Here is a 25803-nt window from a genome sequence, read left to right as displayed (position 1 = left end):
TCCGCACCGCTTAGCCGTGCATAAGCGCCAGCGTCAGCAACATGGGCAAAAGCCCTGGGGCCCTCCACCAGCCTAACCGAGGAACTTCATCATGGGCGAATTCAACAAGCTCGTCTTCTCCGGCGTGCAACCGACCGGCAATCTCCATCTTGGCAATTATCTTGGCGCTATCCGCAAGTTCGTGGCGCTGCAGGACGGCAATGACTGCATCTACTGTGTCGTCGATCTGCATTCGATCACTGCGCAGCTCGTTCATCCGGACCTGCCGGGCCAGATCCGCTCGATTGCGGCCGCCTTCATCGCCTCTGGCATCGACGCCGAAAAGCACATCGTGTTCAACCAGTCGGCCGTACCGCAGCATGCCGAACTGGCCTGGGTCTTCAATTGCGTCGCCCGCATCGGCTGGATGAACCGCATGACCCAGTTCAAGGACAAGGCCGGCAAGGACCGCGAGAATGCTTCGCTCGGTCTGCTCGCCTATCCGTCCCTGATGGCAGCCGACATTCTCGTCTATCGTGGCACTCATGTGCCGGTGGGCGACGACCAGAAGCAGCATCTGGAACTGGCCCGCGATATCGCCATGAAGTTCAACCTCGATTATGCTGACAATATCCGCAAGGCCGGATTGGGCACGGACATCAAGGTGGGCGACGAGCCGGTTCACGCCTATTTCCCGATGGTCGAACCCCTGATCGACGGTCCGGCGCCGCGCGTGATGAGCCTGCGCGACGGCACCAAGAAAATGTCGAAGTCCGATCCGTCGGATCTGTCGCGCATCAACCTCATGGATGACGAGGAAACGATTTCCAAGAAGATCCGCAAGGCCAAGACCGATCCGGATGGGTTGCCGTCCGACATCGAAGGCCTGAAGGGTCGTCCGGAAGCCGACAATCTCGTCGGCATCTATGCGGCGCTGGCGGACAAGTCGAAGGCCCAGGTCCTCTCGGAGTTCGGTGGCCAACAATTCTCGGTCTTCAAGCCGGCTCTGGTCGAGCTTGCGGTTCACGTCCTGTCGCCGATCACCGCCGAAATGCGCCGGCTGATGGACGACACGAGCCACATCGACAATATCCTGCGCAAGGGTGGCGAACGGGCACGGGAACGGGCCGAAAAGACCATGAACGAAGTCCGCGACATCGTCGGTTTTCTGCGCTAAGACTCTCGCCCGAACAACTGCCAGGGTCTCAGCCATGGTCTCGAAGAGACAGTCTCGACTGGAAGGTCACCGCCGCAAATTCATGGCGGTGATCGACAATACGCCGGAATGCGGCCGGGCCGTTCGATATGCTGGCATGCGCGCCAGGAATTCCGGCGGCGGCCTGGTTCTTCTCTATGTGATCTCGGATGCCGACTTCAACCAGTGGATCGGTGTCGGCGAAATCATGCGGGCCGAGGCGCGTGAAGAAGCTGAAACCGTGATGGCGAAAATTGCCCAGGAAGTCCGCGAATCCATCGGCACTGAACCAGAACTGGCGATTCGCGAAGGCAAGGGCGCCGATGAAATCATGAAGCTGATCGAGGAGGATCGCGACATCGCCATTCTGGTGTTGGCCGCCTCGTCCGGCAAGGATGGGCCGGGACCGCTCGTTTCCATGGTGGCCAATCGCGGTGCGTCGTTCCCCATTCCGGTGACGATCGTTCCCGAAAACCTCACCGACGAGGAAATCGAAGCCCTCAGTTGAGGCCAGCTGGCGCCTTGGGGAAGCGGAGAATTTTCATCCACTTTCGGCTTTGCCCTTGCCTGATGACCATAAAATGCCTATTCTTTTGAAACATTCTAAACAATCGGGCTGCCTTGAACAGCCTTGATAGGAGAGCCAGATGTTCATCCAAACCGAAGCGACGCCCAATCCGCAGACCCTGAAGTTTCTTCCGGGCAAGGTTGTGCTTGAAGAAGGCACCGCCGATTTCCGTTCGGCTGCTGAGGCAGAGCAATCGCCGCTGGCCGAGCGCCTCTTTGCGGTCAAGGGTGTTACTGGCGTATTCTTCGGCTACGACTTCGTCACCGTCAGCAAAGATGGAGGCGACTGGGCCCATCTGAAGCCGGCAATCCTCGGCGCCATCATGGAGCATTTCATGTCCGGCGTGCCGGTCATGGGTGCCAAGGCCGGTTCGGCGACGGCGTCGTCCGATGGCGAATTCTTCGACCCGCAGGATATCAACGTCGTCAATACCATCAAGGAGCTGCTTGAGTCGCGCGTGCGTCCGGCCGTAGCACAGGATGGCGGCGACATCACCTTCAAGGGCTTCCGTGATGGCAAGGTTTTCCTCAACATGAAGGGTGCCTGCGCAGGTTGCCCATCTTCAACTGCGACGTTGAAGCATGGTGTGCAGAACCTTTTGCGCCATTTCATCCCTGAAGTTCAGGAAGTCGAGGCCGTCTGAGGCCGAGCGGAGCAGATCTTGCTGGTTCTGTGCATCGATACGTCGGGTCCGGCCTGCGCCGCCGGCGTCTATGACGATCATGCCGATCGCATGATTTCGGAGATCTCCGAGATCATCGGCAAGGGGCATGCCGAACGACTGATGGAGATGATTGCCGCGGTCCTGAACGAGGCCAAGCTTGGCTTTCGCGACATTGACAGGATTGCCGTCACCGTTGGCCCAGGGTCATTCACCGGAATTCGTGTCGGCGTGGCGGCTGCGCGCGGTCTCGCGCTCGCGATCGATCGTCCGGCTGTCGGTGTCTCCACCCTTGCCGTGCTGGCCGAAGCCCATGAGCGGAAAAATCCGGAGGCCGCGGTTCTGGCGCTGATCGATGCCAAGCGCGGCGAAATCTATGCCGAAGGCTTTGCACCATCGGGGAAGAGCCTGTCAAAAGCGTCAGTCATGCCTTACGAAGACGCTCGCCATCTTGCGGCAAATCTTGCTGCGGAATGCTGCGGCTCGGGCGCGGCAATCCTTGAGGGTGCCGAAACCGCTGCCATGGATGCGATTCCTCTGGCGCTGGTGGGACGCATCGGTGCGCGCTCCGGCTTGGATCGTTTGCCGAAGCCGCTTTACATCCGTGGAGCCGATGCCAAACCGCAGCACGGCTTTGCCGTCAGCCGCGTCTGATGCGTCTGGCTGCCCAATTTGCCATCAGACGCCATGAAAAGCGGCATGACGGTCGCGCATTTGGAAATTCTTCAATCTTTTCAGCAAAACTGTTTCGGGAGGACGAACAAGGGAGTCGCTCATGAATCCGGTTGCCATGCTTGGAACGCTGTTTGGACGCAAGGCCGAGTTCGATCTCTTTTCCGCCGGCGCGGATGATTGCCACGATTTTTCGCGACTTCATGGCGAGCGGTTCTACAAGGGATGGGGTGATGGTGAATTTCACTCGTTGCTTACGCAATCGAGCGTGTTCGGCTTTTCCGCCCGCGATACCAATGCGTCGGATCGTGATCTCGGCGGTTTCGTGATCGCCCGCGAAGCCGGCGGCGAAGCGGAAATCCTCACGATTGCCGTCTCCGACAAATATGCCCGCGCCGGGCTTGGCTGGCGTCTGATGCTGGCTGCGATCCGTGAAGTGCGGGCCCGCGGCGGCGAAACGCTCTTTCTCGAAGTCGATGAGGGAAACGATGCGGCCATCGGTCTTTATCGAAAACACGGTTTCAAGAAGGTCGGCGAACGCAAGGGCTATTACTCCGATGGACGGGGCAAGACCTCCACGGCGCTTGTCATGAGGCTCGATCTCCGCTAGTGCCACGAAGGCAATCGTTGGCGGAGGGAATCCGATGGCGGATCTCACACAAACGCTCGAGGAGCTGTGCGCGGCCCGAGGCCTGCGCATGACCGAGCAGCGGCGCGTCATCGCCCGTATCCTGCAGCAATCGACCGATCACCCCGATGTCGAGGAGCTCTATCGGCGTTCCTCCGAGATCGACAGCCGGATTTCGATTGCGACGGTCTATCGGACCGTCAAGCTTTTCGAAGATGCCGGCATCATCGAACGTCATGATTTTCGGGAAGGCCGCTCGCGCTACGAAACCGTGCCTGAAGAGCATCACGACCATCTCATCGATCTGAAGACCGGCAAGGTCATCGAGTTCCATTCGCCGGAGATCGAGGCGCTGCAGGAGCTCATCGCCCGCAAATACGGCTTCAGGCTCGTCGATCACCGGCTCGAGCTTTATGGCGTTCCGCTCTCCAAGGACGAAAGCTGACGCTCTCCCATGATTGGCAATGCCAGGATCGTCCTCGCCGTTTTTTTCGTCGTGCTGGTGACGATCGTCCTGTTGCCGATCCATCTACTGCTTCTCGCCCTGCGGCATCCCTGGCGGACGCGGCTGCCGAAATACTGGCATCGCGCGGCCCTCTGGGCGATCGGGATCAAGGTCGTCACGCATGGGCGGATCGATAGCCGGCGGCCACTGCTGGTCGCTGCCAACCATGTTTCCTGGCTTGATATCCTGGTTCTCGCCTCGGTGGCGGATGTGACCTATGTCGCCAAGTCCGAAGTGCGGGACTGGCCGGTCTTCGGATTTCTGGCAAAGTTGCAGCGATCGATCTTCGTTGTTCGCGAACAGCGGCAGCGGACCCAGGACCAGGCCGATGAGATCGCCGAACGCCTCGGCGCGGGAGAAATCGTGGTTCTGTTTCCGGAAGGAACGACCTCGGACGGCAACCGTCTTGGCCTGATCAAATCCTCGCTCTTTGCGGCGGCAACCTCGGCTGCGACCCATTCGGCCGGCAAGTGCGTGCATGTGCAGCCGGTCGCAATTGCCTACACGCGCATCCAGGGCATGCCGATGGGGCATTATCACCGGCCTATCGCCGCCTGGCCCGGCGATGTCGAACTGATGCCGCATCTTCTGGGGGTCCTGCGCGAAGGCGCGATTGATGCCGAAGTCAGTTTCGGCGAGGCCATCGATGTCACGCCGGGATCGAACCGCAAGGAGATCAGCGCGCGCGCCGAACGCCAGATTCGCTTGATGCTGGAAGATCGATTGCGGGGCCGCGAGCATTGACGCCTGCGCCGTAGTCGGGGGTCGCAAGAATCCGCTTCAAAACCGGCCCCCGATGCTCTAAAGAGCCGGCATGGACCAGACCACCGAGATCGCAGAAGCTGCAGCATCGCAAACACCGCGCAAGGTGTTCGTGAAGACCTATGGCTGCCAGATGAATGTCTACGACTCCCAGCGCATGTCGGACGCGCTGTCGGAGAGCGGCTATCAGCCGACCGATACGATCGATGATGCCGACCTCGTTCTCATCAACACCTGCCATATTCGTGAAAAGGCCGCCGAAAAAGTCTATTCGCAGCTCGGCAAGCTGCAGAAGATGAAGCGTCTGCGCGCCGCCAAGGGCCGCGATCTGATGGTGGGTGTCGCCGGCTGCGTGGCGCAGGCGGAAGGCAACGAGATCATCCGCCGGGCGCCGGTCGTCGACCTGGTGATCGGCCCGACCACCTATCATAGGCTGCCGGAAGCGGTGAAACGGGCGCGCAATGGCGAAAAGATCGTCGAGACCGAATATGCGGTCGAGGACAAGTTCGAGCATCTGCCGGCCACCAACCGGGAAAAGACGCGTTCGCGCGGCGTCACGGCTTTCCTGACTGTGCAAGAAGGCTGCGACAAGTTCTGCACCTTCTGCGTCGTGCCCTATACGCGTGGTTCGGAAGTGTCGCGCCCGCTGGCGCAGATCGTCGACGAAGCAAGGCGCCTTGCCGATGCGGGTGTCCGCGAAATCACCCTTCTCGGTCAGAACGTCAATGCCTGGCATGGCCATGGAACTGATGGGACTGCCTGGGGGCTGGGCGAACTGCTCTACCATTTGGCCGAAATCGATGGCATCGAACGGCTGCGCTACACGACCAGCCATCCACGCGACATGGACGACAGGTTGATCGAGGCGCATCGCGATCTGCCCAAGCTGATGCCTTACCTGCATCTGCCGGTCCAGTCCGGTTCCGACCGCATTCTGAAAGCCATGAACCGGCGCCATACGGCCGCAGACTATATCGCGCTGATCGAGCGCATTCGTGCCGCAAGGCCCGATATCGCTCTGTCGGGCGATTTCATCACCGGCTTTCCGGGTGAGACCGACCGCGATTTCGAAGACACGATGGAACTGGTGCGGGCCGTCAATTACGCGCAGGCCTATTCCTTCAAATATTCCTCGCGGCCCGGAACGCCCGGTGCCGAACTGCCCGATCATGTGTCCGAAGAGGTCAAGGCGGATCGGCTCGAACGGCTGCAGGCGCTGCTCATGCAGCAGCAGACCGACTTCCAGAAATCGCGACTTCACATGACCTTCGATGTGCTCGTCGAAAAGCCGGGCCGCTTCCAGGCTCAGTTCGTCGGACGCTCGCCCTGGCTTCTGCCTGTGGTTATCGAAACGAAAAGCCATGACAATCTGAAAATTGGTGACATTATAAAGGTGCGAATCACCAATGTCGGTACCAACAGTCTCCATGCCGAAACGGTCTGAGACGGTGGACGACAACAGCAGGGAGCAGCACGGCTTGGTCAGACCAGAGTTGATGCCTTCACCAGAACGCCAGCCAGCCCGGTCATCGTCAGACGCCAACCACTTTGTGCTCACCTTCGAGAACAATCGCCTGGCAAGCCAGTTGTTCGGGCAGTTCGACCAGAATCTGAAACTGATCGAGGACAAGCTCAGCATCGATGCCCGCGCCCGCGGCAACACGGTCTCGATCACCGGCGAACTGAACGCGACCAACCTGGCGCGCCGCACGCTCGACTATCTCTATGACCGACTGCAGAGCGGCGCCTCGATCGAAGCCTCCGATGTCGAAGGTGCGATCCGTATGGCTCAGGCGGCTGACGATCAGCTGGTTTTCCCGTCGCTGGAAAAGAAGGCCAAGCTGACGATGGGCCAGATTTCCACCCGCAAGAAAACCATCGTTGCCCGCACGCCGACACAGGATGCCTATATGCGGGCGCTCGAACGGTTCGAGCTCGTGTTCGGCGTCGGCCCGGCCGGTACCGGCAAGACCTATCTCGCCGTGGCCCATGCCGCCCAGCTTCTGGAACGCGGCGCCATCGACAAGATCATCCTCTCGCGTCCGGCCGTCGAAGCCGGCGAACGTCTCGGCTTCCTTCCCGGCGACATGAAGGAGAAGGTCGATCCCTATCTGCGTCCGCTTTACGATGCGCTCTACGACATGATCCCCGGCGACAAGGTCGAGCGGGCGATCACGGCGGGCGTGATCGAGATCGCACCACTGGCCTTCATGCGCGGCCGGACGCTCTCGAACGCTGCCGTCATTCTCGACGAAGCGCAGAACACGACGTCGATGCAGATGAAGATGTTCCTGACGCGTCTGGGCGAAAATGCCCGCATGATCGTCACGGGCGACCCGAGCCAGGTCGACTTGCCGCGCGGCGTCCGCTCGGGGCTCGTTGAAGCGCTCGACATTCTCCATGGTGTTGAAGGAGTGGCGGTAACGCGCTTCCGCGATGCCGATGTCGTGCGTCATCCGCTCGTTGGCCGTATCGTGCGTGCCTATGAGGCGGAAGGGGCGGCAAAGGCTGCGGCAAACGCCGCCGCAAGTGCAGTCGATGACGCCTGATGTCTGAACGGCAGCGATTGGAACTCCAGCTCAGCCTGGAATGTGACGGCTGGCCGGAGGAGGCGACACTCGAAACCCTTGCCACCCGGGTGCTGGAAACGGCCGCGGTCCATCTGGCGCGGGAGACCGAACAACCCTTTGCGGATGATCCAGTCGAGATTTCGCTGGTTTTCACCGACGATGACGCTATAAGAGCCATCAATGCGGAATGGCGTCAGCAGGACAAGCCGACCAACGTCTTGTCCTTCCCGGCCTATCCGATCGCGCCCGGCGATGAGCCTGGCCCGATGCTCGGGGACATTATCCTCGCTCTGGAAACCCTCCAGCGCGAGGCACTTGACCTCGGCAAGCCGTTTGAGGATCATCTGATCCATCTTCTGGTGCATGGGTTCCTGCACCTTTTCGGCTATGACCACATGACCGACGCGGAAGCGGAGGTGATGGAAGGCCTGGAAATCCGGATTCTGGCGGAACTCGGCCTTGACGATCCTTATGGGGATCACTCCCAGAACGACAATTGAGGCAATGAGCGATTTTTCCACGCGGCCCGAAGAGGCTTCCCGAGACGCATCGCAGCAGAAGAGCGGCGATGATGGCGGCAACTCCCCAAAAGGTGACAGTACCACCGTGCCCAGGCAATCGCTCTGGGCAAGGGCGGCACGGTTTTTAAAGCCGCATTCGGCGCATAGTCTGCGCGAAGATCTCGCCGATGCGCTCGCCGAGGATGGCGGCAGTGTCGGCTTCACGCCGGTCGAACGCGCGCTTCTCAACAATATCCTTCGGTTCCGCGAGGTGCGGGTCGAAGATATCATGGTGCCGCGGGCGGAAATCGAAGCCGTGGACGAGAATATCTCGATCGGCGAACTGATGATGCTGTTTCACGAAACGGGCCGCTCGCGCATGCCGGTTTATTCCGAAACGCTCGATGATCCGAAAGGCATGGTCCATATTCGCGACCTGCTCGGCTATATGATCAAGGAAGGTCGCAACAAGCGCCGCACCCGCGCAGCCGCCGCAACGGCTACCGATGCTGGGACGACAACGAGCCCGGCCACCAAGACCACCAAAACCAGCAAGCCGTTCGATCTGGCGCGGGTCAATACCGACACGACGATTGCCGAAGCAGCGGTCATTCGCCCTGTTCTCTTCGTGCCGCCGTCGATGCTCGCCTCCGAACTGATGGTGAAGATGCAGGCCGAGCGCACCCAGATGGCGCTGGTGATCGACGAATATGGCGGCACCGACGGGCTTGCCTCGCTCGAGGATATTGTCGAGATGCTGGTCGGAGATATCGAAGACGAGCATGACGATGAAGAGGCGATGTTCACCCGCCAGTCCGACGACGTGTTCCTGGCCGATGCTCGTGTGGAGCTTGAAGATATCGCCAAGGCCATCGGCCCCGATTTCGATGTGTCCGGCCAGATCGATGAAGTCGATACGCTGGGCGGATTGATCTTCGCCGAGCTTGGCCGCATTCCGGCCCGTGGCGAAGTGGTTCAGGCCGTGCCCGGGTTCGAGTTTCACGTGCTGGATGCCGATCCGCGACGGATCAAAAGGGTGCGGATCACCCGCAAGCGCCATGCGCCGCGGCGACGAAACGTCAAGGACGGTGCCGAAAGCGCCGAACCGCAAACCGGGACAGATCAAGCGGAAGAATAGTGCAGGCTATAGGATGATCAAGGGATCTCCATAGCCGACTATGGATCCTTCCTCCGCCACGATGCGAAACGCCCTGCCAGAGCGAGGTGCCATGATCGGCCGGACAAGCGGTCCGACGGTCAGGAAGCCAGCGATTTCGGGATCGATAGCCACCATTCCATCATCGGTAACAGGATTGACCGAAGGGTGCCGGCGCGTAAAGCGAGCCGGCCCGCTGGCCCGGAAAGCACCTTCGACAGAACCCGCATCCGCTAAGACGATCCGAATCTGTCCGTCGGGGGCCGCATAATCGAATTCGGCGATGCCGTAACGGCGCATCAATCTGCGCAGCCTTTCCTCCTGGCTGTCACGCATTGTCTGCCGGCCCGATCGTGAACATGAGATCACCCTGGTCCACCGGGGCGCCATTTTCGATATGGACCGCGAGCACGACGCCATCGCGGTCGCACTCGACCGGATTGAACATCTTCATCGCCTCGATGATCGCGAGTTGCTGACCATCCCGGACAAGGCTGCCGACCTCGACAAAGGGCGCCTCGCCCGGAGACCGCGCGCGATAGAAGGTGCCGGAAAGACCGGCATGAAGCGCCCCGTCGTCCGGAACTGCAATGCCGGTCTGTCCTTGACCGGTCGCATCCGGATCGATCGGACCGAGACTATCGCCAGACGCGCGCCGTTGTTTCGCCAGCCTGATACGCATGCCTTCTTCGGTGACATCAAGCTCCTCGAGGGAGGATTGTTCGAGCATCCGCATCAGCTTTTCAATGAGTTCAAGATCCATCCGTACGGTCCTCAAGAGGTAGCGAAGGGCGCGATGGCCACGCCGGCAGCCTGCAACGATTGTCTGAGCCGGCGCGCGATCTCCACGGCGGATGGCGTATCCGAATGGACGCAGATCGAATCGATCCTGGTCTTGAGCCGTTTGCCGGTGATCGTTTCGATGGCGCCAGTTTCGAGCATCGACAGAATGCGTCGGGCGATCAGGTCGGGATCATGCAGCACAGCCCCCTCCAGCCGGCGGTCGACCAGAAAACCCTCGTCGGTATAGGCCCGGTCGGCAAAGATCTCCGAGCGAACGTCGAGGCCGAAATCACCTGCCAACCGCTCCTGTTCGCCAAGCGCAATAGCAAGGCAGACGAGCTTGTCGTTGACCGCCTTGATGGCACGGCAGGCTGCGAGCGCGATGTCGCGGTTCTGCTGGCCGAGATTGCCAAGCGCCCCATGCAGTTTCACATGTGTCAGCTTATGGCCAGCATACGCCGCCATCGCTTCGGCAGCACCGATCTGGTAGGCGATCAGGCGCTCCGTCTCGGCATAGGTGTAGGGCATGTTGCGGCGTCCGAATCCCCAGAGATCCGGATAGCCCGGATGGGCGCCAACCGAAACGCCGCGTTCCTTTGCCTTGCGGAAGGTCTCGGCCATCACTTCGGGGTCGCCGGCATGGAAACCGCAGGCAACATTCGCCGACGAGACGATATCGAGCATGGCGGCATCGTCGCCGATACGATAGGCGCCAAAACCTTCCCCCATGTCAGAATTGAGATCGACGCTGATGCCGGACATGATGTTCTCCCTGAATGCATGACCGCCAACAAGTCGCGGAATTCGAGCGAAAAATCAAACCGGATCTCGCCCAATCCGCTAGGATGATCGTTCCGATCGCTTTTCATTGCGTCCATGGCGGAAGGGTAAGGAAATTTATCATACCCAGTAGGCAAGCGCGCCATTCTGATATATCAGTTCATCTCGACTTTGGCGGAAGAATGCGGTGCCGGCAGTGAACGAGCCGAAACTCTATTATGAAGGTACGGGTTCCATCCTGGTGGATGTGTCCGATGGTGCCTTCGACTCCCGCAGCCAAAGGCAGATACTCGAAATTGCTGATGCGCTTCTGCCGGTTCCCGGCATTCTGGAAACCGTGCCAGGCATGAATAATCTCATGGTGGTGTTCGATCCGTTCCGTCTCGAGGGAGAAGAACTCGAAGCCGCGATCAGATCGGCCTGGCATCGGGCCAAAGGCGATGGTGACGATGGTCCTATACGCGAGGTTCCTGTTGTCTATGGCGGTGAATCGGGCCCGGATCTGTCAGCCTTTGCGAACGCAAAAGGCCTGAGCGAGGCAGAGGTCATCGCGCGCCACAGCCATGCGATCTACTCGGTCGCCGCCGTTGGCGCGATGCCGGGTTTCGTCTATCTCTCGGGTCTCGATCCGAGCCTTGCGGCACCACGCCTGTCCAACCCCCGTTCGGCGGTACCGAAAGGATCGGTCATCGTGGGTGGCGCGCAGGCCGGCATCATGCCGGTCACGGCACCGTCCGGCTGGCATATCCTTGGACGTACATCACTCGAACTGTTTGACCCGGAGCGGGAGCGTCCTGCCCTTTTCCGACCCGGCGACCGGATCCGTTTCGTTCAGGAGCGGGTTCGATGATCGAGATCCTCACCTCCGGACTGATGAATTCGGTGCAGGATCTCGGCCGTACCGGTTTGCTCAACCAGGGTATCGGCCGTGGCGGCGCGATGGATCGCAAGGCGCTTGTCATCGCCAACCGGTTGGTCGGCAATGCCGATGATCTGGCCGGCATCGAGGTCTCTATCTTCCCTTTCCGTCTGAGAGTGGAACAGGAGGTGCTTGTCGCGGTCACCGGTTGCGATTGCGATGTCTCCGTCAATGGCAGAGGGCTGCCGCCTTGGTGGGCCACCACACTTCCAGCCGGCGGCGAACTGCGCCTGGCGCCACCGCGCAGAGGGGCCCGTGCCTATATCGCCCTGGCCGGCGGCATCGACTGCCCTCAGGTGCAGGGATCGCGCGCGACAGATCTCAAGAGCGGTTTTGGCGGGCTTCGCGGGGCTGCACTGATGCGAGGCGATCGCCTCGCTCTGATGTCGACCCTGAATGCTGTACAGCCAAGGCAATCCGCTGGTCACGGCGCCGATCCAAACTATTTCCGGGATGGATTTGGTGGCCAAACCGGTTGCGATGCCCAGACGATCCGGATCATGATAGGCGCTGAATACGAAGCCTTCTCCGAGGAGGCGAAAGCCGCCCTGAACCGGAGCGATTTCGTCGTTTCGTCGGAAAACAACCGCCAGGGCATGCGGCTTGAGGGACCGGTACTGACATTGACGAATAGGCTCGAACTGCATTCGCATGGCATCATGCCAGGGACGATCCAGGTGCCGCCTTCGGGTCAGGCAGTGATCCAGCTCGCGGAAGCCAATACCTGCGGCGGCTATCCCAAGATCGCACATGTCATCGAAGCCGATCACTGGAAGCTCGCGCAGGCACCATCCGGCTCGAAACTGCGCTTTGAAATCATCACCCGTTCTGCGGCGATCGCAGCGGAACGACTGGAACGACAGAAACTCGCCCGCCTCGGCAATCTCATGCCGCTGGCCTTGAACGCCCAATCCGGAGCAGGATGAAGCATGACTGAAATGAGCGATCCCATCATCATTGCTGGAGCCGGTATCGTTGGCGCCGCAATTGCATTCGAACTCTCCCGTCGTGGCCGGAAGGTCGTGCTGATCGACCGCCAGGAGCCGGGCCGCGGCGCCTCGTTTGGCAACATGGCCTCGATTGCCATCAACGGTTTCGATGCCGTCTCGCGTCCGTCGACCTGGAAGAAGATACCCTTCTGGCTCGCCAATCCGGTGGCTCCGGTGGCGGCGGACCCGCTCTATGCCTGGCGCATGGTCCCCTGGTTCCTTCGCTTCCTGAGAGCCGGCACATCCTCCCGCATTCGTGAGATCGAGGATGCGGGCGCGAGCCTGGCAACCCGTTCGCTGGAAGATCTCCGCCTGATGTTGTCGTTGCTTGGCGCTGACCATATGCTGAGCGAGACCAGCTGCCTCTGCGTTTTCGGTTCGGAAAGCGAATATCGTGCAGGGCAGGGCAATCTGGAGATGATGGGCCGCTACGGGCTCAAATACGAAATCCTCCGCGGTGCCGAGATCCAGGATCGCGAACCCCTTCTCACCCGTGAGATCCAGCATGCGGCTCTGCTGCCGGATAATCACTTCGTGTCCAATCCGTTCGAGCTTGTCGGTCGGCTCGTTGCAGCCATGCAGTCCCATGGCGGTACGCTCGTTCGCGGTGAAGTCGCCGATGTCGAGCGCGACAATGGTCTTGTTACCGGCGTACGGCTGACGGATGGCCGCACCATTGCGGGCAGCAAGGTCGCGCTCACCCTTGGTGTGCATACGCGAGAGCTCGCCGGTCGCCTCGCCGAACCGATTCCGCTCGAAACCGAGCGCGGTTATCATACCCAGATCATGGCGCCGGGCATCGATCTCAAATGGTCGATCATCTGGCCGGAAAGGGCCTTCATGATCACGCCGACAGCGGGCGGCATCCGCGTCGGCGGATCGGTGGAAATGGCAGGGCTGGAGCGCGCACCCAACTGGCGGCGCGCCCGCATTCTTGTCGATCATGCGAAATTCGCGCTGCCGGGTCTGAAGGTTGAGAATGCCGAGGAATGGATGGGCCACCGTCCGGCACTGCCCGATACGATTCCGGTCATCTCGGCGTCGGCCCGTCATCCGGGCCTCTATTACGCGACCGGACACGGTCATCTCGGCCTAACCTATTCGGCAACGACGGCCAACATCATGGCCGACATGATGACCGGCGAGGCGCCGGCGGTGGACATGCGGCCGTTCCGCGTCAACCGATTCTGATATCGCAAGGAAAAGACGATGCGTTGGAAAAGAACGATTCAGCTGGTGGATGTGCACTGCGAAGGCGAAATCGGCCGAGTAGCCACCGGTGGCGTGCCGAACATTCCCGGCAAGACCATTGCCGAGCAGCTCAACTACATCAACACGGTGGACGATAGTCTCAGACGGTTCCTTTGCCTTGAGCCCCGGCAGGGACCGCTCGGTTCTGTCAATCTGCTGGTGCCGCCGAAGCGTGAAGGCGCCGATGCTGGCTTCATCATCCTGCAGGCAGATCAGGCCCATGCGATGTCGGGCTCGAACTCGATCTGCGTGACGACGGCGCTTCTGGAAACCGGCATGGTCGAGATGCAGGAACCGACCACGATCGTGAAATTGGATACTGCTGCGGGCCTCGTCACGGCCACCGCAACCTGCCGTGACGGCCGTTGCGAAAGCGTCGAGCTGACGATGACACCATCCTTCGTTCAGGAACTTGACCTCGAACTCGACACCGACAACTGGGGCAAGATCAAGCTCGACCTTTGCTTTGGCGGCATCTTCTACGCCATTGTCGATGCCTCGGCCGTGGGGCTGACCATCGACAAGGCCAACGCACGGGCACTGGTGGAAGCCGGCATGGCGATCAAGGCGGAAATCAACCGCAAGATCCCGGTCGTCCATCCCGAAATTCCTGAAATCTCGGGCGTTGCCTATGTGATGTTCCGGGGACAGGAACCGGACGGTGCCGTGCGTACCTGTACCACCATGTGGCCCGGTCGGGTGGATCGCTCTCCTTGCGGCACCGGCAGCTCGGCCAATCTTGCGACCCTCCATGCGCGCGGCCTCGCCAAGCCGGGTGATGTGTTCGTCTCGCGTTCGACCATCGGCACGGAATTCCGCGTCGGCCTCAAGGCTGTCACCGAAATTGCCGGGCGCCCGGCCATCATCCCCACCATCTCCGGCCGCGCCTGGACCTTCGGGCTCACACAGGTCGCGCTCGATCCGTTCGATCCGACAGCCGATGGCTTTGCGGTCACCGATGTCTGGGGTCCGGAAGCCGGTCAGATCCGCTAGGTGAAACCGGTACGGCTATGCGCCTGCTGTTCCGCAGGGAACGGCGGGCAGGCCCCGGTTCAGGCGATTGTGGCGCCAAGTGAGTGCCTGGTTCGACTTGCGCTTTGCAAATGGCGGCAAGTCGAATAGTGTCAGGCACGGATGGTTCCCGGAGGCCTTCGGACATGCAGGATATCGATCAGTTCCACAAGATTGTCGCGCTTCGCCGACGCGAAATACTCGCCGGTGCGGCTGCCTTGGCTGTCGCGAACGGGTTGCCTGCGCGTGCTTCCCAGGCGATCGGTTCGCTGATCGATGCCCGTGGCATGGTGCTGAAACGGCAGAACGATGTCGAAACCCAGATCGCTTCCGGTGCCGAACTGATCGACAATGACCTGGTCGCCACCCGCGAAGAGAGTTTCGCTTCGATGTCGCTGGGTGCCGATACCAAGATCCTCATGGGTCCGAACACCGAGGTGCTTCTCGACACGTTTCTTGCCGAACAGGGCGGCACGCTTGAGCTCGTCTCCGGCGATATGGTGTTCGACCGGCCTGAAGGGCTCCCCAAGATCGACCTGACGATCCGCACCACCTTTGGCCAGATCGGTGTGCGCGGAACCAAGTTCTTCACCGGACGCAGCCGTGGGAATTTCGCCGTTTTCGTCGAACATGGTCAGGTCGAGATTTCGAGTGGAGAAACCGTCCGGCGGATCGGCGCCGGTGAAGGTGTCGATATCGCAACGGATGCGAAAACCCGCTCGCTCTTTGGCTCCGACATGTCGGAAACCAAGACCTGGGGCAAGGCCCGTATCGATGAGGCTTACAAGAAGGTTGGCCTGCTCTGAGGGCGCGTCCCCGTCGATTGCTCTTCTGTCGTACTGGACTCTGGAAACGAAAGGACCGCCACGGCTGGAGGGCGGAGCCATGGCGGTCCTGTATAACGCGGAACAAAGTAAAAGGGGCGTCTTTGTCCGCATCTCCGGGACGGCGGGGGACATGCCGTTGCTCCGGAACAGGCAGTCAAAGGGGCGATGACTGCCGATAATCGTTATCTGGCTATCCAATTGTGGCATTTCAATGGATCGCCTAGCGACCCACCCATTACAAATTTGTAATGAAATCCTCAGGCGTTTCGGGATCAGTCGATGGGCGTCAGCGCGCCAGCCGAGACCGAGAAATACTGCGCGCGACTGCCCAGCGCGTTGAACAGCTGCCGATCTGTTCCGGTCATGAAGGCTTGGCCTCCCAATTCCTCGATGAGATCGAAGAGGGCAGCCCGCCGTTTTTCGTCGAAATGAGCGGCGATTTCATCGAGCAGCAAAACCGGCGCATAACCGGTCAGGCTGGCGGTCAGCCTGGCATGGGCGAGTATGAGACCGGTCAGCAGGGCCTTCTGCTCGCCGGTCGAACAGCGGGCTGCATCCATGTTCTTCTCGCTATGGTCGACGAGGAGATCGACCCGGTGCGGGCCTTGTAAGGTTCGCCCTGCGGCCTGGTCGCGCCAGCGGCCTTCGCGGAGAAGGGCAAGATAGCGCTCCTCGAGATCGAGCGCCGGCAGGCCTGCCGCATCATCTAGGAAACCTTCCAGACGCAGCCGGGCGCTTGGAAAGGCGCCATTGCCGGTTGCCATATCACCGAGCTGGGCGATCAGTGACAGCATTTCGTTGCGCGCAATGGTCATCGCGATGCCGAGTTCGGCCATCTGCTGTTCGAGGCCCGAGAGCCATGTCTCATCGGGCTTGCCGTCTTCCAGCAGACGGTTGCGCATTTTCATCGCCTTCTCGAAATCAGCGGCACGCCGGCCGTGTGTGGGATCGAGAGACAGGACCAGCCGGTCGAGGAAGCGACGGCGGTCGGAAGCCGGGCCGGTGAACAGCCCGTCCATGGAGGGGGTCAGCCAGAGAATTCTCAGATGGTTGAGCAGTTCGTCGGCCGATTTCATCTCGGTTCCGTTGATCCGGACTTTGCGCAGGCTGCCTGCATCGGGACCCGCGCCAACGCCGGTGCCGATTTCAACTTCACCCTCCATCCCCTCAAGTTCGGAGAAAATGGTAAAGCCCTGGTCTTGCCCTTCCCGAACGGCATCGCCATAGACGGCCCGCCTTAGCCCGCGTCCGGGCGATAGAAACGAGATTGCCTCGAGAAGATTGGTCTTGCCAGAACCATTGTCGCCGGTCAGCACGACATGGCGTCCGTCGAACCGCAGCGACAGGGCGCCGTAGTTGCGGAAATTGCTGAGCACGAGGCGGAGAATGGTGACTTTGCTGGCCATTATGCTGACGACAGGACGAAGAATCGCGCGACCATAGAGGTTTGCGCGTCATGGCCAAAGCCAAATCTTGGAAATCCGGGGAGATATCCTGCGTTCAGATCATTCCGACCCAGGCCTTGGCGATCGCCATGCCCGCGACATCGGCATGAACGCCGGCTGTGGCGGCATGATGCTCGTAGTCGGCCAGCCAGTCCGGAGCCTTGCGCTCGATCACGCTGGAAAAAGCCTTGTTCCAGGTCTCGACGAGGCTGCGGTTCGCCTCGAAATGGAACTGCATGCCGTAAGACGCCCGACCGATGCGGAAACACTGGTTGGTTGCCGTCGTGTTGGTGGCGAGATGTACAGCGTCCGCTGGCAGGGTGAATGTGTCGTCATGCCACTGGAAAATGGGGAAGCTCTCCGTAACGGACGACAGAACGGGATCGCGCTGGCCCTCTTCGGTCAGGTGAACGGTCTGCCAGCCGAATTCCGGTGCAGCACCGATCAGATTCTGGCCGCCATGGGCGCGAGCCAGCAATTGGCTCCCGAGGCAAATGCCGAGTACCGCCTTTGACTGGGCGCCGAACTCGGCCATCAGATTGGCGAGCGCCGGCAGGTAGGGGTGTTTTTCGTCATCGACAGCGCTCTGTTCGCCGCCAAGCACTACCAACCCATCGAACCCGTCCGACATTTCGGGCAGAGGTGCACCAGCCCACATCTGGCGGATGTCGGACTGGATTCCGGCGTCTTCCAGCGCCCGGCCCACAACGCCGTAATGGGAGAGATTGTAATTTTCGATGACCAGTACGCGCTTCTGCATGATTTTCCCCGGACGATGCGACTCGCCATGAGACTAACGGCTTGTTTGCTAATGCCAATCCATTTTTCAGGAATTATTTGATCTTGTCCGCACCTTGTCCGTCATTCTATGATTGCCGTCGAAAATGAGGGAGAGACCGGGTGAGCAAGCGTACGAGCCGCCTCGATGATGCCGCCCGTGCAGGCTGGCTCTATTACGTCGCGGGCAACACCCAGGACCAGATCGCCACCAAGCTCGGCGTGTCGCGGCAATCGGCGCAGCGGCTTGTGTCTCTCGCCCGGTCCGAACGGCTCGTCCGGGTGCAGATTGATCATCCGATTGCCAATTGTCTTGAACTGGCCGAGCGGCTGCGCCAGAAATTCAAACTCCGGTCAGTCGAAGTCGTCCCCACCGATCCCGGTTCTGAATCGACCGTGACCGGTGTCGCGGAAGCGGCAAGTTCCGAGCTGGAGCGATGGCTCAAGCAGGAAACGCCGGTTCTGATTGCGGTGGGAACAGGCAGAACGCTCAAGGCTGCGGTCGAAATGCTGCCACGTATGGATTGCCGGCACCATCGCGTGGTTTCGCTGACCGGAAACATTGCCCCCGATGGATCGGCGGCCTTCTATAACGTTGTTTTCACCATGTCCGATACGGTCAACATCCGGTCATTTCCGATGCCGCTGCCGGTCATCGCCTCCTCGCCCGGCGAACGCGAAATGCTGCATGCCCAGGCGATGGTGAAGCCGACGCTGGCGCTCGCCGCCAAGGCCGATGTCACCTTCGTCGGGATCGGCGATCTCAGCGATGCTGCGCCGCTCTACCTCGATGGGTTCATCACCGAGGCCGAGCTCAAGGCGTTGCAAAAGGCGGGAGCCGTGGGCGAAATCGTCGGTTGGTCCTTCGATATCCAGGGCAGGTTGATCAAGGACATTACCAACGACCGGGTTGCATCCGCCCCCATTCCGTCGCGCGAAACATCGCTCGTGATTGCTGCCGCGATGGGCCGCAAGAAGTTGCCCGGCATCCTCGGTGCCATTCGCGGCAATCTCGTCAATGGTCTGATCACCGACGAGGACACGGCAGAAGCCTTGCTCGCTTCGGCAGCCTGAACCCTCCATCGCAACCATCTCGTGACTGTCGTCGCTCGGTCGAGCGCGTTCGCACGCATGCTTTCCTTCACGATTCCTGAAATTTAAAATCTCGTTTTTCCTCAGAGGCTTGGCCTGCCTGCGGGGACGATTCCGCCTGCCATCTGTTGCGACGCAGCAACGAATCCTGATTGACAGATTTACGAATGAACGAGTAAATGCCCAGGAGTATAGCAAATGCTCACTTACTTCTCGGGAGGAAGATCATGAACCTCAAGACCCTTCTGCTGGGCGCAAGCTCGGCACTCGCACTGTTTTCGCTCGCGAATGCGGAAACGCTGACCATTGCGACCGTCAATAACGGCGACATGATCCGTATGCAGAAACTTACGGATGATTTCACAGCCAAGAATCCCGGCATCGAATTGCAATGGGTCACGCTCGAAGAAAACGTGCTCCGTGAACGCGTCACGACCGACATCGCGACCAAGGGTGGTCAGTATGACGTCATGACCATCGGCACCTATGAAGTGCCGATCTGGGCCAAGCAGGGCTGGCTCGTTCCGCTCGACAATCTCGGCGCCGACTACGATGTCGACGATCTTCTGCCGGCCATCCGCGGCGGCCTCTCCATGGATGGCAAGCTCTTTGCGGCGCCCTTCTATGGCGAAAGCTCGATGGTGATGTACCGCAAGGACCTGATGGAAAAGGCCGGGCTATCCATGCCTGACGCGCCGACCTGGGAATTCATCGCCGATGCGGCCCGCAAGATGACGGACCGCGCCAATGGCGTGAACGGCATCTGCCTGCGCGGCAAGGCCGGCTGGGGCGAAAACATGGCCTTCCTTACCGCCATGTCGAACTCCTTTGGTGCCCGCTGGTTTGACGAAAGCTGGAAGCCGCAGTTCGACCAGCCGGAATGGAAGGCGACACTCGACTTCTACGTCAACCTGATGAAGGACGCCGGACCGGAAGGCGCATCCTCCAACGGCTTCAACGAAAACCTGGCGCTCTTCCAGCAGGGCAAGTGCGGCATGTGGATCGATGCGACGGTCGCAGCCTCGTTCGTGTCCAATCCGAAGGATTCGACGGTTGCCGACAAGGTTGGCTATGCACTGGCACCCGATAACGGTCTCGGCAAGCGTGGTAACTGGCTCTGGGCCTGGACGCTCGCCATCCCGGCCGGCACCCAGAAGGCGGAAGCTGCCGAGAAGTTCATCTCCTGGGCAACGTCGAAAGCCTATCTTGACCTCGTCGCCTCCAAGGAAGGCTGGGCCAACGTTCCTCCGGGCACGCGTACTTCGCTCTACAACAACCCGGAATACCAGAAGGCGGCGCCGTTTGCCAAAATGACGCTCGACTCGATCAACTCGGCCGATCCGACCAAGCCGACCGTCAAGCCGGTGCCTTACGTCGGCGTCCAGTTCGTCGCGATCCCGGAATTCCAGGGTCTCGGCACCACGGTCGGTCAGCTCTTCTCGGCCGCACTTGCCGGCCAGTCCAGCGTCGATGACGCTCTGGCGCAGGCTCAGGACGTCGCAACCCGTGAAATGACCCGGGCCGGCTATATAAAATAACAGCTCCCAAGGCCCTCTGGTTGCCCGGAAATCCGGGCAACCCCTTTCCGCCTCGCGGATCATTGCCACCGACATTCATTCACGCGCCAGCATCGGCTCAAGGCTGTCTTTCATGACTGCCGCCGCATCGGGGAGGATCGCATCATGGCGACGCAACAGACCAGAACCCTTGCCAGAATGATGATGGCGCCGTCCGTTGGGCTGCTCCTGGTCTGGATGATCGTACCACTGGCAATGACCCTTTGGTTCTCCTTCCAGAACTACAATCTGCTGAACCCGGCCAATGTCTCCTTCGCCGGCCTGTTCAACTACAAATATTTCTACACCGACCCGGCCTTTTTCGTCTCGATCGCCAATACGTTGATCATCGTCGTCGGCGTCCTTGCGATCACCGTGATTGGCGGTATTGCCATCGCACTTCTTCTGGATCAGCCGATGATCGGCCAGGGGGTGGTCCGTATCATGATCATCTCGCCCTTCTTCGTCATGCCGCCTGTTGCGGCACTGGTCTGGAAGAACATGATCATGCATCCGGGCTACGGGGTCCTGGCGGATCTAGCCCGCGCTCTCGGTCTGCAACCGGTTGATTGGTTTGCGCAATTTCCGCTTTTGTCGATCATCATCATCGTCGCCTGGCAATGGCTGCCTTTCGCGACGCTGATCCTGCTCACAGCCCTGCAATCGCTCGACAGCGAGCAGAAGGAAGCCGCCGAAATGGATGGCGCCGGCTTTATCAGCCGCTTCATCTATCTCACGCTGCCGCATCTGGCCCGGTCGATCACGGTGGTGATCCTCATCCAGACGATTTTCCTGCTCGGGGTCTATGCCGAAATCCTCGTCACCACCAATGGCGGCCCTGGCTATGCCTCCACCAACCTGCCGTTCCTGATCTATCGGACCGCGCTGCTCGGCTATGATGTCGGGGGTGCATCGGCCGGCGGCATCATAGCGGTCATCCTCGCCAACATCGTCGCCTTCTTCCTGATGCGCGCCGTCGGCAAGAACCTCGACAAGTAAGGGAGAACGGACATGGCACGTGCAACTTCCACCAGACGGACGCTCGCCTTCACCCTGCTCGCATGGATCATAGCGCTCGTGATCTTCTTTCCGATCCTCTACACGATCATCACGAGCTTCAAGTCCGAGACCGAAGCGATCCAGGGCTTCAACCTCATCCCGTCCGGCACGTTCGAAAGCTATATCGAGGTCCAGACCCAGAAGGACTATTTCAAGCCCTTCATGAATTCGGTGATCCTGTCGATCGGCTCGACCCTGCTTGCGCTTCTCGTGGCGGTACCGGCCGCCTGGTCGATGGCCTTTGCGCCGACATCGAAGACGAAAGATATCCTGATGTGGATGCTTTCGACCAAGATGATGCCGGCAGTGGCGGTGCTGGTGCCGATCTATCTGCTGTTTCGCGATCTCGGCCTTCTCGATAGCCGCTTCGGTCTCACCATCATGCTGATGCTGATCAACCTGCCGATCGTCGTCTGGATGCTCTACACCTATTTCCGCGAGATTCCGGGTGAAATCCTTGAGGCGGCACGCATGGATGGCGCCTCGCTGTGGGGCGAGATCTGGCATGTGCTGACCCCGATGGCCGTGCCGGGCATTGCCTCGACCATGCTGCTCAACATCATTCTGGCCTGGAACGAAGCCTTCTGGACCATTCGCCTGACAACAACCAATGCCGCACCACTGACGGCTTTCATCGCCTCCTTTTCCAGTCCACAGGGCCTGTTCTGGGCCAAGCTCAGCGCTGCCTCCACATTGGCGATCGCCCCCATCCTCGTGATGGGCTGGTTCTCGCAGAAGCAGCTGGTGCGCGGACTGACCTTCGGCGCGGTGAAATAGGGGCAAGCCGGCAGAACCGGCGGGAGGAAAACATGGGACATATCAAACTTACCAAGGTCAACAAGACCTTTGGCGCCACCATCGTCATTCCCGGCATCGACCTGACGATCGAAAACGGTGAGTTCGTCGTCTTCGTCGGGCCATCCGGATGCGGGAAATCGACGCTCCTGCGGCTGATCGCCGGTCTGGAAGACACGTCCTCCGGCAAGATCGAGATCGATGGCAATGATGTGACCCGTGCCGCTCCTGCCAAGCGTGGACTGGCGATGGTCTTCCAGTCCTATGCGCTTTATCCGCATATGAGCGTCTACAAGAACATCGCCTTCCCGCTGAAGATGGCTGGCCTGCCGGTGGAGATCATCGACAGGAAGGTCAAGGATGCCGCCCGCATCCTCAACCTCACGACTTATCTCGATCGCCGTCCCGGTCAATTGTCGGGCGGTCAGCGCCAGCGTGTCGCGATCGGTCGCGCTATCGTCCGCGAGCCTTCGGCCTTTCTGTTCGACGAGCCGCTTTCCAATCTCGATGCGGCATTGCGCGGCACCATGCGGCTCGAAATCTCCGAACTGCACCAGCAGCTTGGCACCACGATGATCTATGTCACCCATGACCAGGTCGAGGCCATGACCATGGCGGACAAGATCGTGGTGCTGCAGGCCGGCGTCATCGAACAGGTCGGCTCGCCGATGGAGCTCTACAATCGACCGGATAATCTCTTCGTTGCCGGTTTCATTGGTTCTCCGCGCATGAACTTCGCCATTGGCGATGTCGCCGGTCGTTACCAGGCACATACGATCGGCATCCGGCCGGAGCATCTGCGGCTTTCGAAAACGGAAGGGACCTGGAACGGTACGATCGGTGTCACCGAACATCTCGGCTCCGACACGTTCCTGCATGTGCATGTCGAGGGAATTGGTCCGATGACGGTCCGTACCGCTGGTGACACCGATCTGGTCCATGGCGACCGCGTCTTCGTCACGCCGGATGAGAACCGCATCCACCGGTTCGACGCCAACGGAAAGGCGATCCGATGACCAGGCTGGCGGGAAAATCGGCGCTGATCACCGGCTCGGCGCGTGGCATCGGTCGCGCCTTCGCGGAGGCCTACATTCGCGAAGGTGCCACGGTGGCAATCGCCGATATCGACCTTGCGCGCGCGGAGGCAACGGCATCCGAACTCGGTTTGAAAGCCTATGCGATCGAAATGGATGTGACGAACCAGACGTCGATCGACAAGGCGATTGCAGCGGTCGATGACCGGACCGGCGGCATCGATATCCTGATCAACAATGCGGCTCTTTTCGATCTCGCGCCGATCGTCGAGATCACGCGCCAGAGTTACGATACGCTTTTTTCCATCAATGTCGCGGGAACGCTCTTCACCCTGCAGGCGGCGGCGAAATCGATGATTGCGCGTGGAAAGGGCGGAAAGATCATCAACATGGCCTCGCAGGCCGGTCGTCGTGGTGAGGCGCTTGTTGCCGTCTATTGCGCCACCAAGGCCGCCGTCATTTCGCTCACGCAGTCGGCCGGCCTCGACCTCATCAAATACGGCATCAACGTCAATGCCATCGCGCCCGGCGTGGTCGACGGCGAGCACTGGGACGGCGTCGATCGCCTGTTTGCAAAATATGAGAACCGACCGATCGGCGAAAAGAAAAAGCTCGTCGGTGAGGCGGTGCCGTTCGGTCGCATGGGTCGGGCGGAAGATCTTACCGGCATGGCGATTTTCCTCGCGTCATCCGACGCCGACTACATCGTCGCCCAGACCTACAATGTCGATGGCGGCAACTGGATGAGTTGATCTCATCCATATTATGAAGGAATTCAGAGATGACAGTCTCTCTCTCAAACGCCAATCTCCAGAAACTGTCCGGCAAAGCGGCCATTCCGCGCTATGAGCGCTCCGATCTCGCCGCCGGTATCGTCCATTTCGGCATCGGCAATTTCCATCGTGCCCATCAGGCGGTCTATCTCGATGATCTCTTCAATCTCGGTCTCGACCACGACTGGGCGCTGATCGGCGCTGGCGTCACCTCCTATGACGGGGCGATGCGGGCGAAGCTCGCGAGCCAGGACTGGCTGACGACGGTGGTGGAACAGGATGTCGGCCTTTCAGCTGCGCGCATCACAGGCGCGATGATCGATTTTCTTGATCCATCCGATCGGACGGGGATGATTTCGCGCCTGTGCGACCCCGCAATCCGCATCGTCTCGATGACAATCACCGAGGGCGGCTATTTCATCAATCCCGCGACGGGACATTTCGATCCCAACCATCCCGCTATTGTTGCCGATGCATCCAGACCAGATGAACCGCAAACGGTGTTCGGTCTCATCGTTGCAGCCTTGAAGGCGCGGCGCAACGCCGGGCTTCCGGCTTTCACCGTCATGTCCTGTGACAATATCCCCGGTAATGGCCATGTGACGGAAAATGCCGTTGCCGGTCTCGCGGATCTCTCCGATCCGGAATTCGGCGCCTGGATCCGGGCAAATGTTGCCTTTCCGAATTCGATGGTCGACCGCATTACGCCCGCCACGGGTACACGCGAAATCGATCATTGCGCGCGTGAGTTCGGCATTGCCGATGCCTGGCCGGTTTACTGCGAAGAGTTCCGCCAGTGGGTGATGGAAGATCATTTTCCGGCCGGCCGACCTGCCCTTGAAAAGGTCGGTGTCACCTTCGTTGACGATGTCGCCCCCTTCGAGCTGATGAAGATCCGCATTCTCAATGGCGGTCATGCGGCCATCGCCTATCCGGGTGAGTTGCTGGATATCCATTTCGTCCATGAGGCGATGGAGGAGCCACTGATCCGGGCCTTTCTCGCCAAGCTCGAGAACGAGGAAATCATTCCCTGCGTGCCGCCGGTGCCGAACACGGATCTCGGCGATTATTTCAAGCTCATCGAACGCCGGTTCTCGAATCCGAAAATCGGCGACACGATCTCTCGTCTCGCGCAGGATGGGTCGAACCGGCAGCCGAAATTCATCCTGCCTTCGACGCGCGACCGGTTGAGCCGTGGCGAGGATGTTACCGGTCTGGCGCTGATATCGGCGCTCTGGTGTCGCTATTTCGAGGGGAGTTCCGACAGCGGACGCCAGATCACATTCAACGATGCGAATGCCGAACGGTTGCAGGCAGCCGCGCTCGCCTCAAGAAGCGATCCGCTCGCCTTCCTCGCGCTTGACGACATTTTCGGGGATGTTGCCCGTTCGGATCTGTTTCGCAGGCGTTTCGTAACGGCACTCGCTTCCTTGCGGGAGAAAGGGACGCGCGTAACGTTGCAGACCTATCTGGATGATGCATTGTGAGCTTGAGCGCCTACGACAAACAGGTATGA

Annotated in this window: 28 protein-coding genes; 23 read left to right on the top strand and 5 right to left on the bottom strand. The window is 60.2% G+C overall.

Annotated features, from left to right (window positions below; genetic code table 11):
* Positions 1-91: 91 nt before the first annotated feature.
* The 11 genes from trpS (at position 92) to Q4481_RS20120 (ending at position 9178) form a co-directional block, all read left to right on the top strand.
* Complete coding sequence (gene trpS, locus Q4481_RS20170) at positions 92-1156, top strand: tryptophan--tRNA ligase (protein ID WP_304378193.1); 1065 nt, start codon at positions 92-94, stop codon at positions 1154-1156.
* A gap of 34 nt (positions 1157-1190) precedes the next feature.
* Positions 1191-1682: a universal stress protein gene (locus Q4481_RS20165; protein ID WP_304378192.1), complete on the top strand. Its 492-nt coding sequence runs from the start codon at positions 1191-1193 to the stop codon at positions 1680-1682.
* A gap of 139 nt (positions 1683-1821) precedes the next feature.
* Entirely contained in the window at positions 1822-2385 is a 564-nt protein-coding gene (locus Q4481_RS20160; RefSeq protein ID WP_304378191.1) for a NifU family protein, read from the top strand.
* 18 nt (positions 2386-2403) lie between these two features.
* Complete coding sequence (gene tsaB, locus Q4481_RS20155) at positions 2404-3057, top strand: tRNA (adenosine(37)-N6)-threonylcarbamoyltransferase complex dimerization subunit type 1 TsaB (RefSeq protein WP_304378190.1); 654 nt, start codon at positions 2404-2406, stop codon at positions 3055-3057.
* A gap of 136 nt (positions 3058-3193) precedes the next feature.
* Positions 3194-3685 (top strand): GNAT family N-acetyltransferase, encoded by a 492-nt coding sequence (locus tag Q4481_RS20150; protein ID WP_304378237.1) that lies wholly within the window; start codon positions 3194-3196, stop codon positions 3683-3685.
* Between the two features lie 34 nt (positions 3686-3719).
* Positions 3720-4148, top strand: coding sequence for a Fur family transcriptional regulator (locus Q4481_RS20145; protein ID WP_304378189.1), 429 nt, complete (start codon positions 3720-3722; stop codon positions 4146-4148).
* 9 nt (positions 4149-4157) lie between these two features.
* Positions 4158-4952 carry a lyso-ornithine lipid O-acyltransferase gene (gene olsA, locus Q4481_RS20140; RefSeq protein ID WP_304378188.1) on the top strand — a complete coding sequence of 265 codons (795 nt, stop codon included), beginning with the start codon at positions 4158-4160 and terminating at the stop codon, positions 4950-4952.
* 70 nt (positions 4953-5022) lie between these two features.
* Positions 5023-6414, top strand: coding sequence for a tRNA (N6-isopentenyl adenosine(37)-C2)-methylthiotransferase MiaB (miaB, locus tag Q4481_RS20135; RefSeq protein WP_304378187.1), 1392 nt, complete (start codon positions 5023-5025; stop codon positions 6412-6414).
* A gap of 52 nt (positions 6415-6466) precedes the next feature.
* Positions 6467-7519 (top strand): PhoH family protein, encoded by a 1053-nt coding sequence (locus Q4481_RS20130; protein ID WP_377352858.1) that lies wholly within the window; start codon positions 6467-6469, stop codon positions 7517-7519.
* Positions 7519-8040, top strand: coding sequence for an rRNA maturation RNase YbeY (gene ybeY, locus Q4481_RS20125; protein WP_304378185.1), 522 nt, complete (start codon positions 7519-7521; stop codon positions 8038-8040). Before Q4481_RS20130 ends, ybeY begins: the two co-directional genes overlap by 1 nt.
* A gap of 4 nt (positions 8041-8044) precedes the next feature.
* Complete coding sequence (locus tag Q4481_RS20120) at positions 8045-9178, top strand: hemolysin family protein (protein ID WP_304378184.1); 1134 nt, start codon at positions 8045-8047, stop codon at positions 9176-9178.
* A 6-nt stretch (positions 9179-9184) separates the two neighbouring features.
* On the opposite strand, the gene Q4481_RS20115 is transcribed toward Q4481_RS20120, so the two are convergent.
* From Q4481_RS20115 to Q4481_RS20105, 3 genes are read right to left on the bottom strand one after another with little or no spacing between them, the layout of a single operon-like run.
* Positions 9185-9532, bottom strand: coding sequence for a biotin/lipoyl attachment domain-containing protein (locus Q4481_RS20115; RefSeq protein WP_304378183.1), 348 nt, complete (start codon positions 9530-9532; stop codon positions 9185-9187).
* Positions 9525-9959, bottom strand: a complete 435-nt coding sequence (locus Q4481_RS20110) for an acetyl-CoA carboxylase biotin carboxyl carrier protein (RefSeq protein ID WP_304378182.1) — start codon at positions 9957-9959, stop codon at positions 9525-9527. The genes Q4481_RS20115 and Q4481_RS20110 overlap by 8 nt, the downstream gene beginning before the upstream one ends.
* Before the next feature lie 11 nt (positions 9960-9970).
* Positions 9971-10741, bottom strand: a complete 771-nt coding sequence (locus tag Q4481_RS20105) for a LamB/YcsF family protein (RefSeq protein ID WP_304378181.1) — start codon at positions 10739-10741, stop codon at positions 9971-9973.
* A 205-nt stretch (positions 10742-10946) separates the two neighbouring features.
* Between Q4481_RS20105 and pxpB the strand changes: the two genes are divergently transcribed.
* The 5 genes from pxpB (at position 10947) to Q4481_RS20080 (ending at position 15735) form a co-directional block, all read left to right on the top strand.
* Positions 10947-11609, top strand: a complete 663-nt coding sequence (pxpB, locus tag Q4481_RS20100; protein WP_304378180.1) for a 5-oxoprolinase subunit PxpB — start codon at positions 10947-10949, stop codon at positions 11607-11609.
* A complete protein-coding gene (locus Q4481_RS20095) occupies positions 11606-12604 on the top strand; it encodes a 5-oxoprolinase subunit C family protein (protein WP_304378179.1) in 999 nt (332 codons plus the stop codon). The genes pxpB and Q4481_RS20095 overlap by 4 nt, the downstream gene beginning before the upstream one ends.
* A 3-nt stretch (positions 12605-12607) precedes the next feature.
* Positions 12608-13858: an NAD(P)/FAD-dependent oxidoreductase gene (locus tag Q4481_RS20090; protein WP_304378178.1), complete on the top strand. Its 1251-nt coding sequence runs from the start codon at positions 12608-12610 to the stop codon at positions 13856-13858.
* 18 nt (positions 13859-13876) lie between these two features.
* Positions 13877-14911: a proline racemase family protein gene (locus Q4481_RS20085; protein ID WP_304378177.1), complete on the top strand. Its 1035-nt coding sequence runs from the start codon at positions 13877-13879 to the stop codon at positions 14909-14911.
* Positions 14912-15075: 164 nt separating this feature from the next.
* Positions 15076-15735, top strand: a complete 660-nt coding sequence (locus tag Q4481_RS20080; protein ID WP_304378176.1) for a FecR domain-containing protein — start codon at positions 15076-15078, stop codon at positions 15733-15735.
* A gap of 293 nt (positions 15736-16028) precedes the next feature.
* Here Q4481_RS20080 and recF read toward each other — a convergent pair whose 3' ends face one another.
* Together recF and Q4481_RS20070 are read right to left on the bottom strand one after the other, a co-directional pair.
* Positions 16029-17162, bottom strand: a complete 1134-nt coding sequence (gene recF, locus Q4481_RS20075; protein ID WP_304378175.1) for a DNA replication/repair protein RecF — start codon at positions 17160-17162, stop codon at positions 16029-16031.
* 94 nt (positions 17163-17256) lie between these two features.
* Positions 17257-17961, bottom strand: coding sequence for a type 1 glutamine amidotransferase (locus tag Q4481_RS20070; protein ID WP_304378174.1), 705 nt, complete (start codon positions 17959-17961; stop codon positions 17257-17259).
* A 140-nt stretch (positions 17962-18101) separates the two neighbouring features.
* Between Q4481_RS20070 and Q4481_RS20065 the strand changes: the two genes are divergently transcribed.
* The 7 genes from Q4481_RS20065 to Q4481_RS20035 all read left to right on the top strand — a co-directional run bounded on the left by Q4481_RS20065 (position 18102) and on the right by Q4481_RS20035 (position 25774).
* Positions 18102-19052 (top strand): sugar-binding transcriptional regulator, encoded by a 951-nt coding sequence (locus tag Q4481_RS20065; protein WP_304378173.1) that lies wholly within the window; start codon positions 18102-18104, stop codon positions 19050-19052.
* Between the two features lie 245 nt (positions 19053-19297).
* Positions 19298-20608: an ABC transporter substrate-binding protein gene (locus tag Q4481_RS20060; RefSeq protein ID WP_304378172.1), complete on the top strand. Its 1311-nt coding sequence runs from the start codon at positions 19298-19300 to the stop codon at positions 20606-20608.
* 144 nt (positions 20609-20752) lie between these two features.
* Complete coding sequence (locus Q4481_RS20055) at positions 20753-21625, top strand: carbohydrate ABC transporter permease (RefSeq protein ID WP_304378171.1); 873 nt, start codon at positions 20753-20755, stop codon at positions 21623-21625.
* 12 nt (positions 21626-21637) lie between these two features.
* On the top strand, positions 21638-22462 hold the full coding sequence (locus Q4481_RS20050) for a carbohydrate ABC transporter permease (RefSeq protein ID WP_304378170.1): 825 nt from the start codon (positions 21638-21640) through the stop codon (positions 22460-22462).
* 32 nt (positions 22463-22494) lie between these two features.
* Entirely contained in the window at positions 22495-23496 is a 1002-nt protein-coding gene (locus Q4481_RS20045) for an ABC transporter ATP-binding protein (RefSeq protein WP_304378169.1), read from the top strand.
* The gene (locus tag Q4481_RS20040) at positions 23493-24266 is read left to right on the top strand and encodes an L-iditol 2-dehydrogenase (RefSeq protein WP_304378168.1); all 774 of its coding nucleotides are present in this window, start codon (positions 23493-23495) and stop codon (positions 24264-24266) included. Before Q4481_RS20045 ends, Q4481_RS20040 begins: the two co-directional genes overlap by 4 nt.
* Positions 24267-24295: 29 nt before the next feature.
* Entirely contained in the window at positions 24296-25774 is a 1479-nt protein-coding gene (locus tag Q4481_RS20035) for a mannitol dehydrogenase family protein (RefSeq protein ID WP_304378167.1), read from the top strand.
* The last annotated feature ends 29 nt before the right edge of the window (positions 25775-25803 follow it).

It is taken from the genome of Fluviirhizobium alvei (assembly GCF_030551875.1).
GTDB classification, from domain to species: domain Bacteria; phylum Pseudomonadota; class Alphaproteobacteria; order Rhizobiales; family Rhizobiaceae; genus Rhizobium_E; species Rhizobium_E alvei.
The sequence above is the reverse complement of the archived record's forward strand: the minus strand, read 5'-3'. Positions and strand labels throughout refer to the sequence as shown.

Bases quoted from the DNA above. Each gene is read 5' to 3' on its own strand.
- Q4481_RS20085 (WP_304378177.1), top strand. From the start codon at position 13,877: ATGCGTTGGAAAAGAACGATTCAGCTGGTGGATGTGCACTGCGAAGGC.
- Q4481_RS20130 (WP_377352858.1), top strand. From the start codon at position 6,467: ATGCCTTCACCAGAACGCCAGCCAGCCCGGTCATCGTCAGACGCCAAC.
- Q4481_RS20105 (WP_304378181.1), bottom strand. From the start codon at position 10,741: ATGTCCGGCATCAGCGTCGATCTCAATTCTGACATGGGGGAAGGTTTT.
- ybeY (WP_304378185.1), top strand. From the start codon at position 7,519: ATGTCTGAACGGCAGCGATTGGAACTCCAGCTCAGCCTGGAATGTGAC.
- recF (WP_304378175.1), bottom strand. From the start codon at position 17,162: ATGGCCAGCAAAGTCACCATTCTCCGCCTCGTGCTCAGCAATTTCCGC.
- Q4481_RS20070 (WP_304378174.1), bottom strand. From the start codon at position 17,961: ATGCAGAAGCGCGTACTGGTCATCGAAAATTACAATCTCTCCCATTAC.
- Q4481_RS20080 (WP_304378176.1), top strand. From the start codon at position 15,076: ATGCAGGATATCGATCAGTTCCACAAGATTGTCGCGCTTCGCCGACGC.
- Q4481_RS20050 (WP_304378170.1), top strand. From the start codon at position 21,638: ATGGCACGTGCAACTTCCACCAGACGGACGCTCGCCTTCACCCTGCTC.
- Q4481_RS20090 (WP_304378178.1), top strand. From the start codon at position 12,608: ATGACTGAAATGAGCGATCCCATCATCATTGCTGGAGCCGGTATCGTT.
- trpS (WP_304378193.1), top strand. From the start codon at position 92: ATGGGCGAATTCAACAAGCTCGTCTTCTCCGGCGTGCAACCGACCGGC.
- Q4481_RS20150 (WP_304378237.1), top strand. From the start codon at position 3,194: ATGCTTGGAACGCTGTTTGGACGCAAGGCCGAGTTCGATCTCTTTTCC.
- Q4481_RS20055 (WP_304378171.1), top strand. From the start codon at position 20,753: ATGGCGACGCAACAGACCAGAACCCTTGCCAGAATGATGATGGCGCCG.
- Q4481_RS20115 (WP_304378183.1), bottom strand. From the start codon at position 9,532: ATGCGTGACAGCCAGGAGGAAAGGCTGCGCAGATTGATGCGCCGTTAC.
- Q4481_RS20040 (WP_304378168.1), top strand. From the start codon at position 23,493: ATGACCAGGCTGGCGGGAAAATCGGCGCTGATCACCGGCTCGGCGCGT.
- Q4481_RS20165 (WP_304378192.1), top strand. From the start codon at position 1,191: ATGGTCTCGAAGAGACAGTCTCGACTGGAAGGTCACCGCCGCAAATTC.
- Q4481_RS20035 (WP_304378167.1), top strand. From the start codon at position 24,296: ATGACAGTCTCTCTCTCAAACGCCAATCTCCAGAAACTGTCCGGCAAA.
- miaB (WP_304378187.1), top strand. From the start codon at position 5,023: ATGGACCAGACCACCGAGATCGCAGAAGCTGCAGCATCGCAAACACCG.
- olsA (WP_304378188.1), top strand. From the start codon at position 4,158: ATGATTGGCAATGCCAGGATCGTCCTCGCCGTTTTTTTCGTCGTGCTG.
- Q4481_RS20060 (WP_304378172.1), top strand. From the start codon at position 19,298: ATGAACCTCAAGACCCTTCTGCTGGGCGCAAGCTCGGCACTCGCACTG.
- Q4481_RS20110 (WP_304378182.1), bottom strand. From the start codon at position 9,959: ATGGATCTTGAACTCATTGAAAAGCTGATGCGGATGCTCGAACAATCC.
- Q4481_RS20095 (WP_304378179.1), top strand. From the start codon at position 11,606: ATGATCGAGATCCTCACCTCCGGACTGATGAATTCGGTGCAGGATCTC.
- Q4481_RS20045 (WP_304378169.1), top strand. From the start codon at position 22,495: ATGGGACATATCAAACTTACCAAGGTCAACAAGACCTTTGGCGCCACC.
- Q4481_RS20120 (WP_304378184.1), top strand. From the start codon at position 8,045: ATGAGCGATTTTTCCACGCGGCCCGAAGAGGCTTCCCGAGACGCATCG.
- Q4481_RS20160 (WP_304378191.1), top strand. From the start codon at position 1,822: ATGTTCATCCAAACCGAAGCGACGCCCAATCCGCAGACCCTGAAGTTT.
- Q4481_RS20145 (WP_304378189.1), top strand. From the start codon at position 3,720: ATGGCGGATCTCACACAAACGCTCGAGGAGCTGTGCGCGGCCCGAGGC.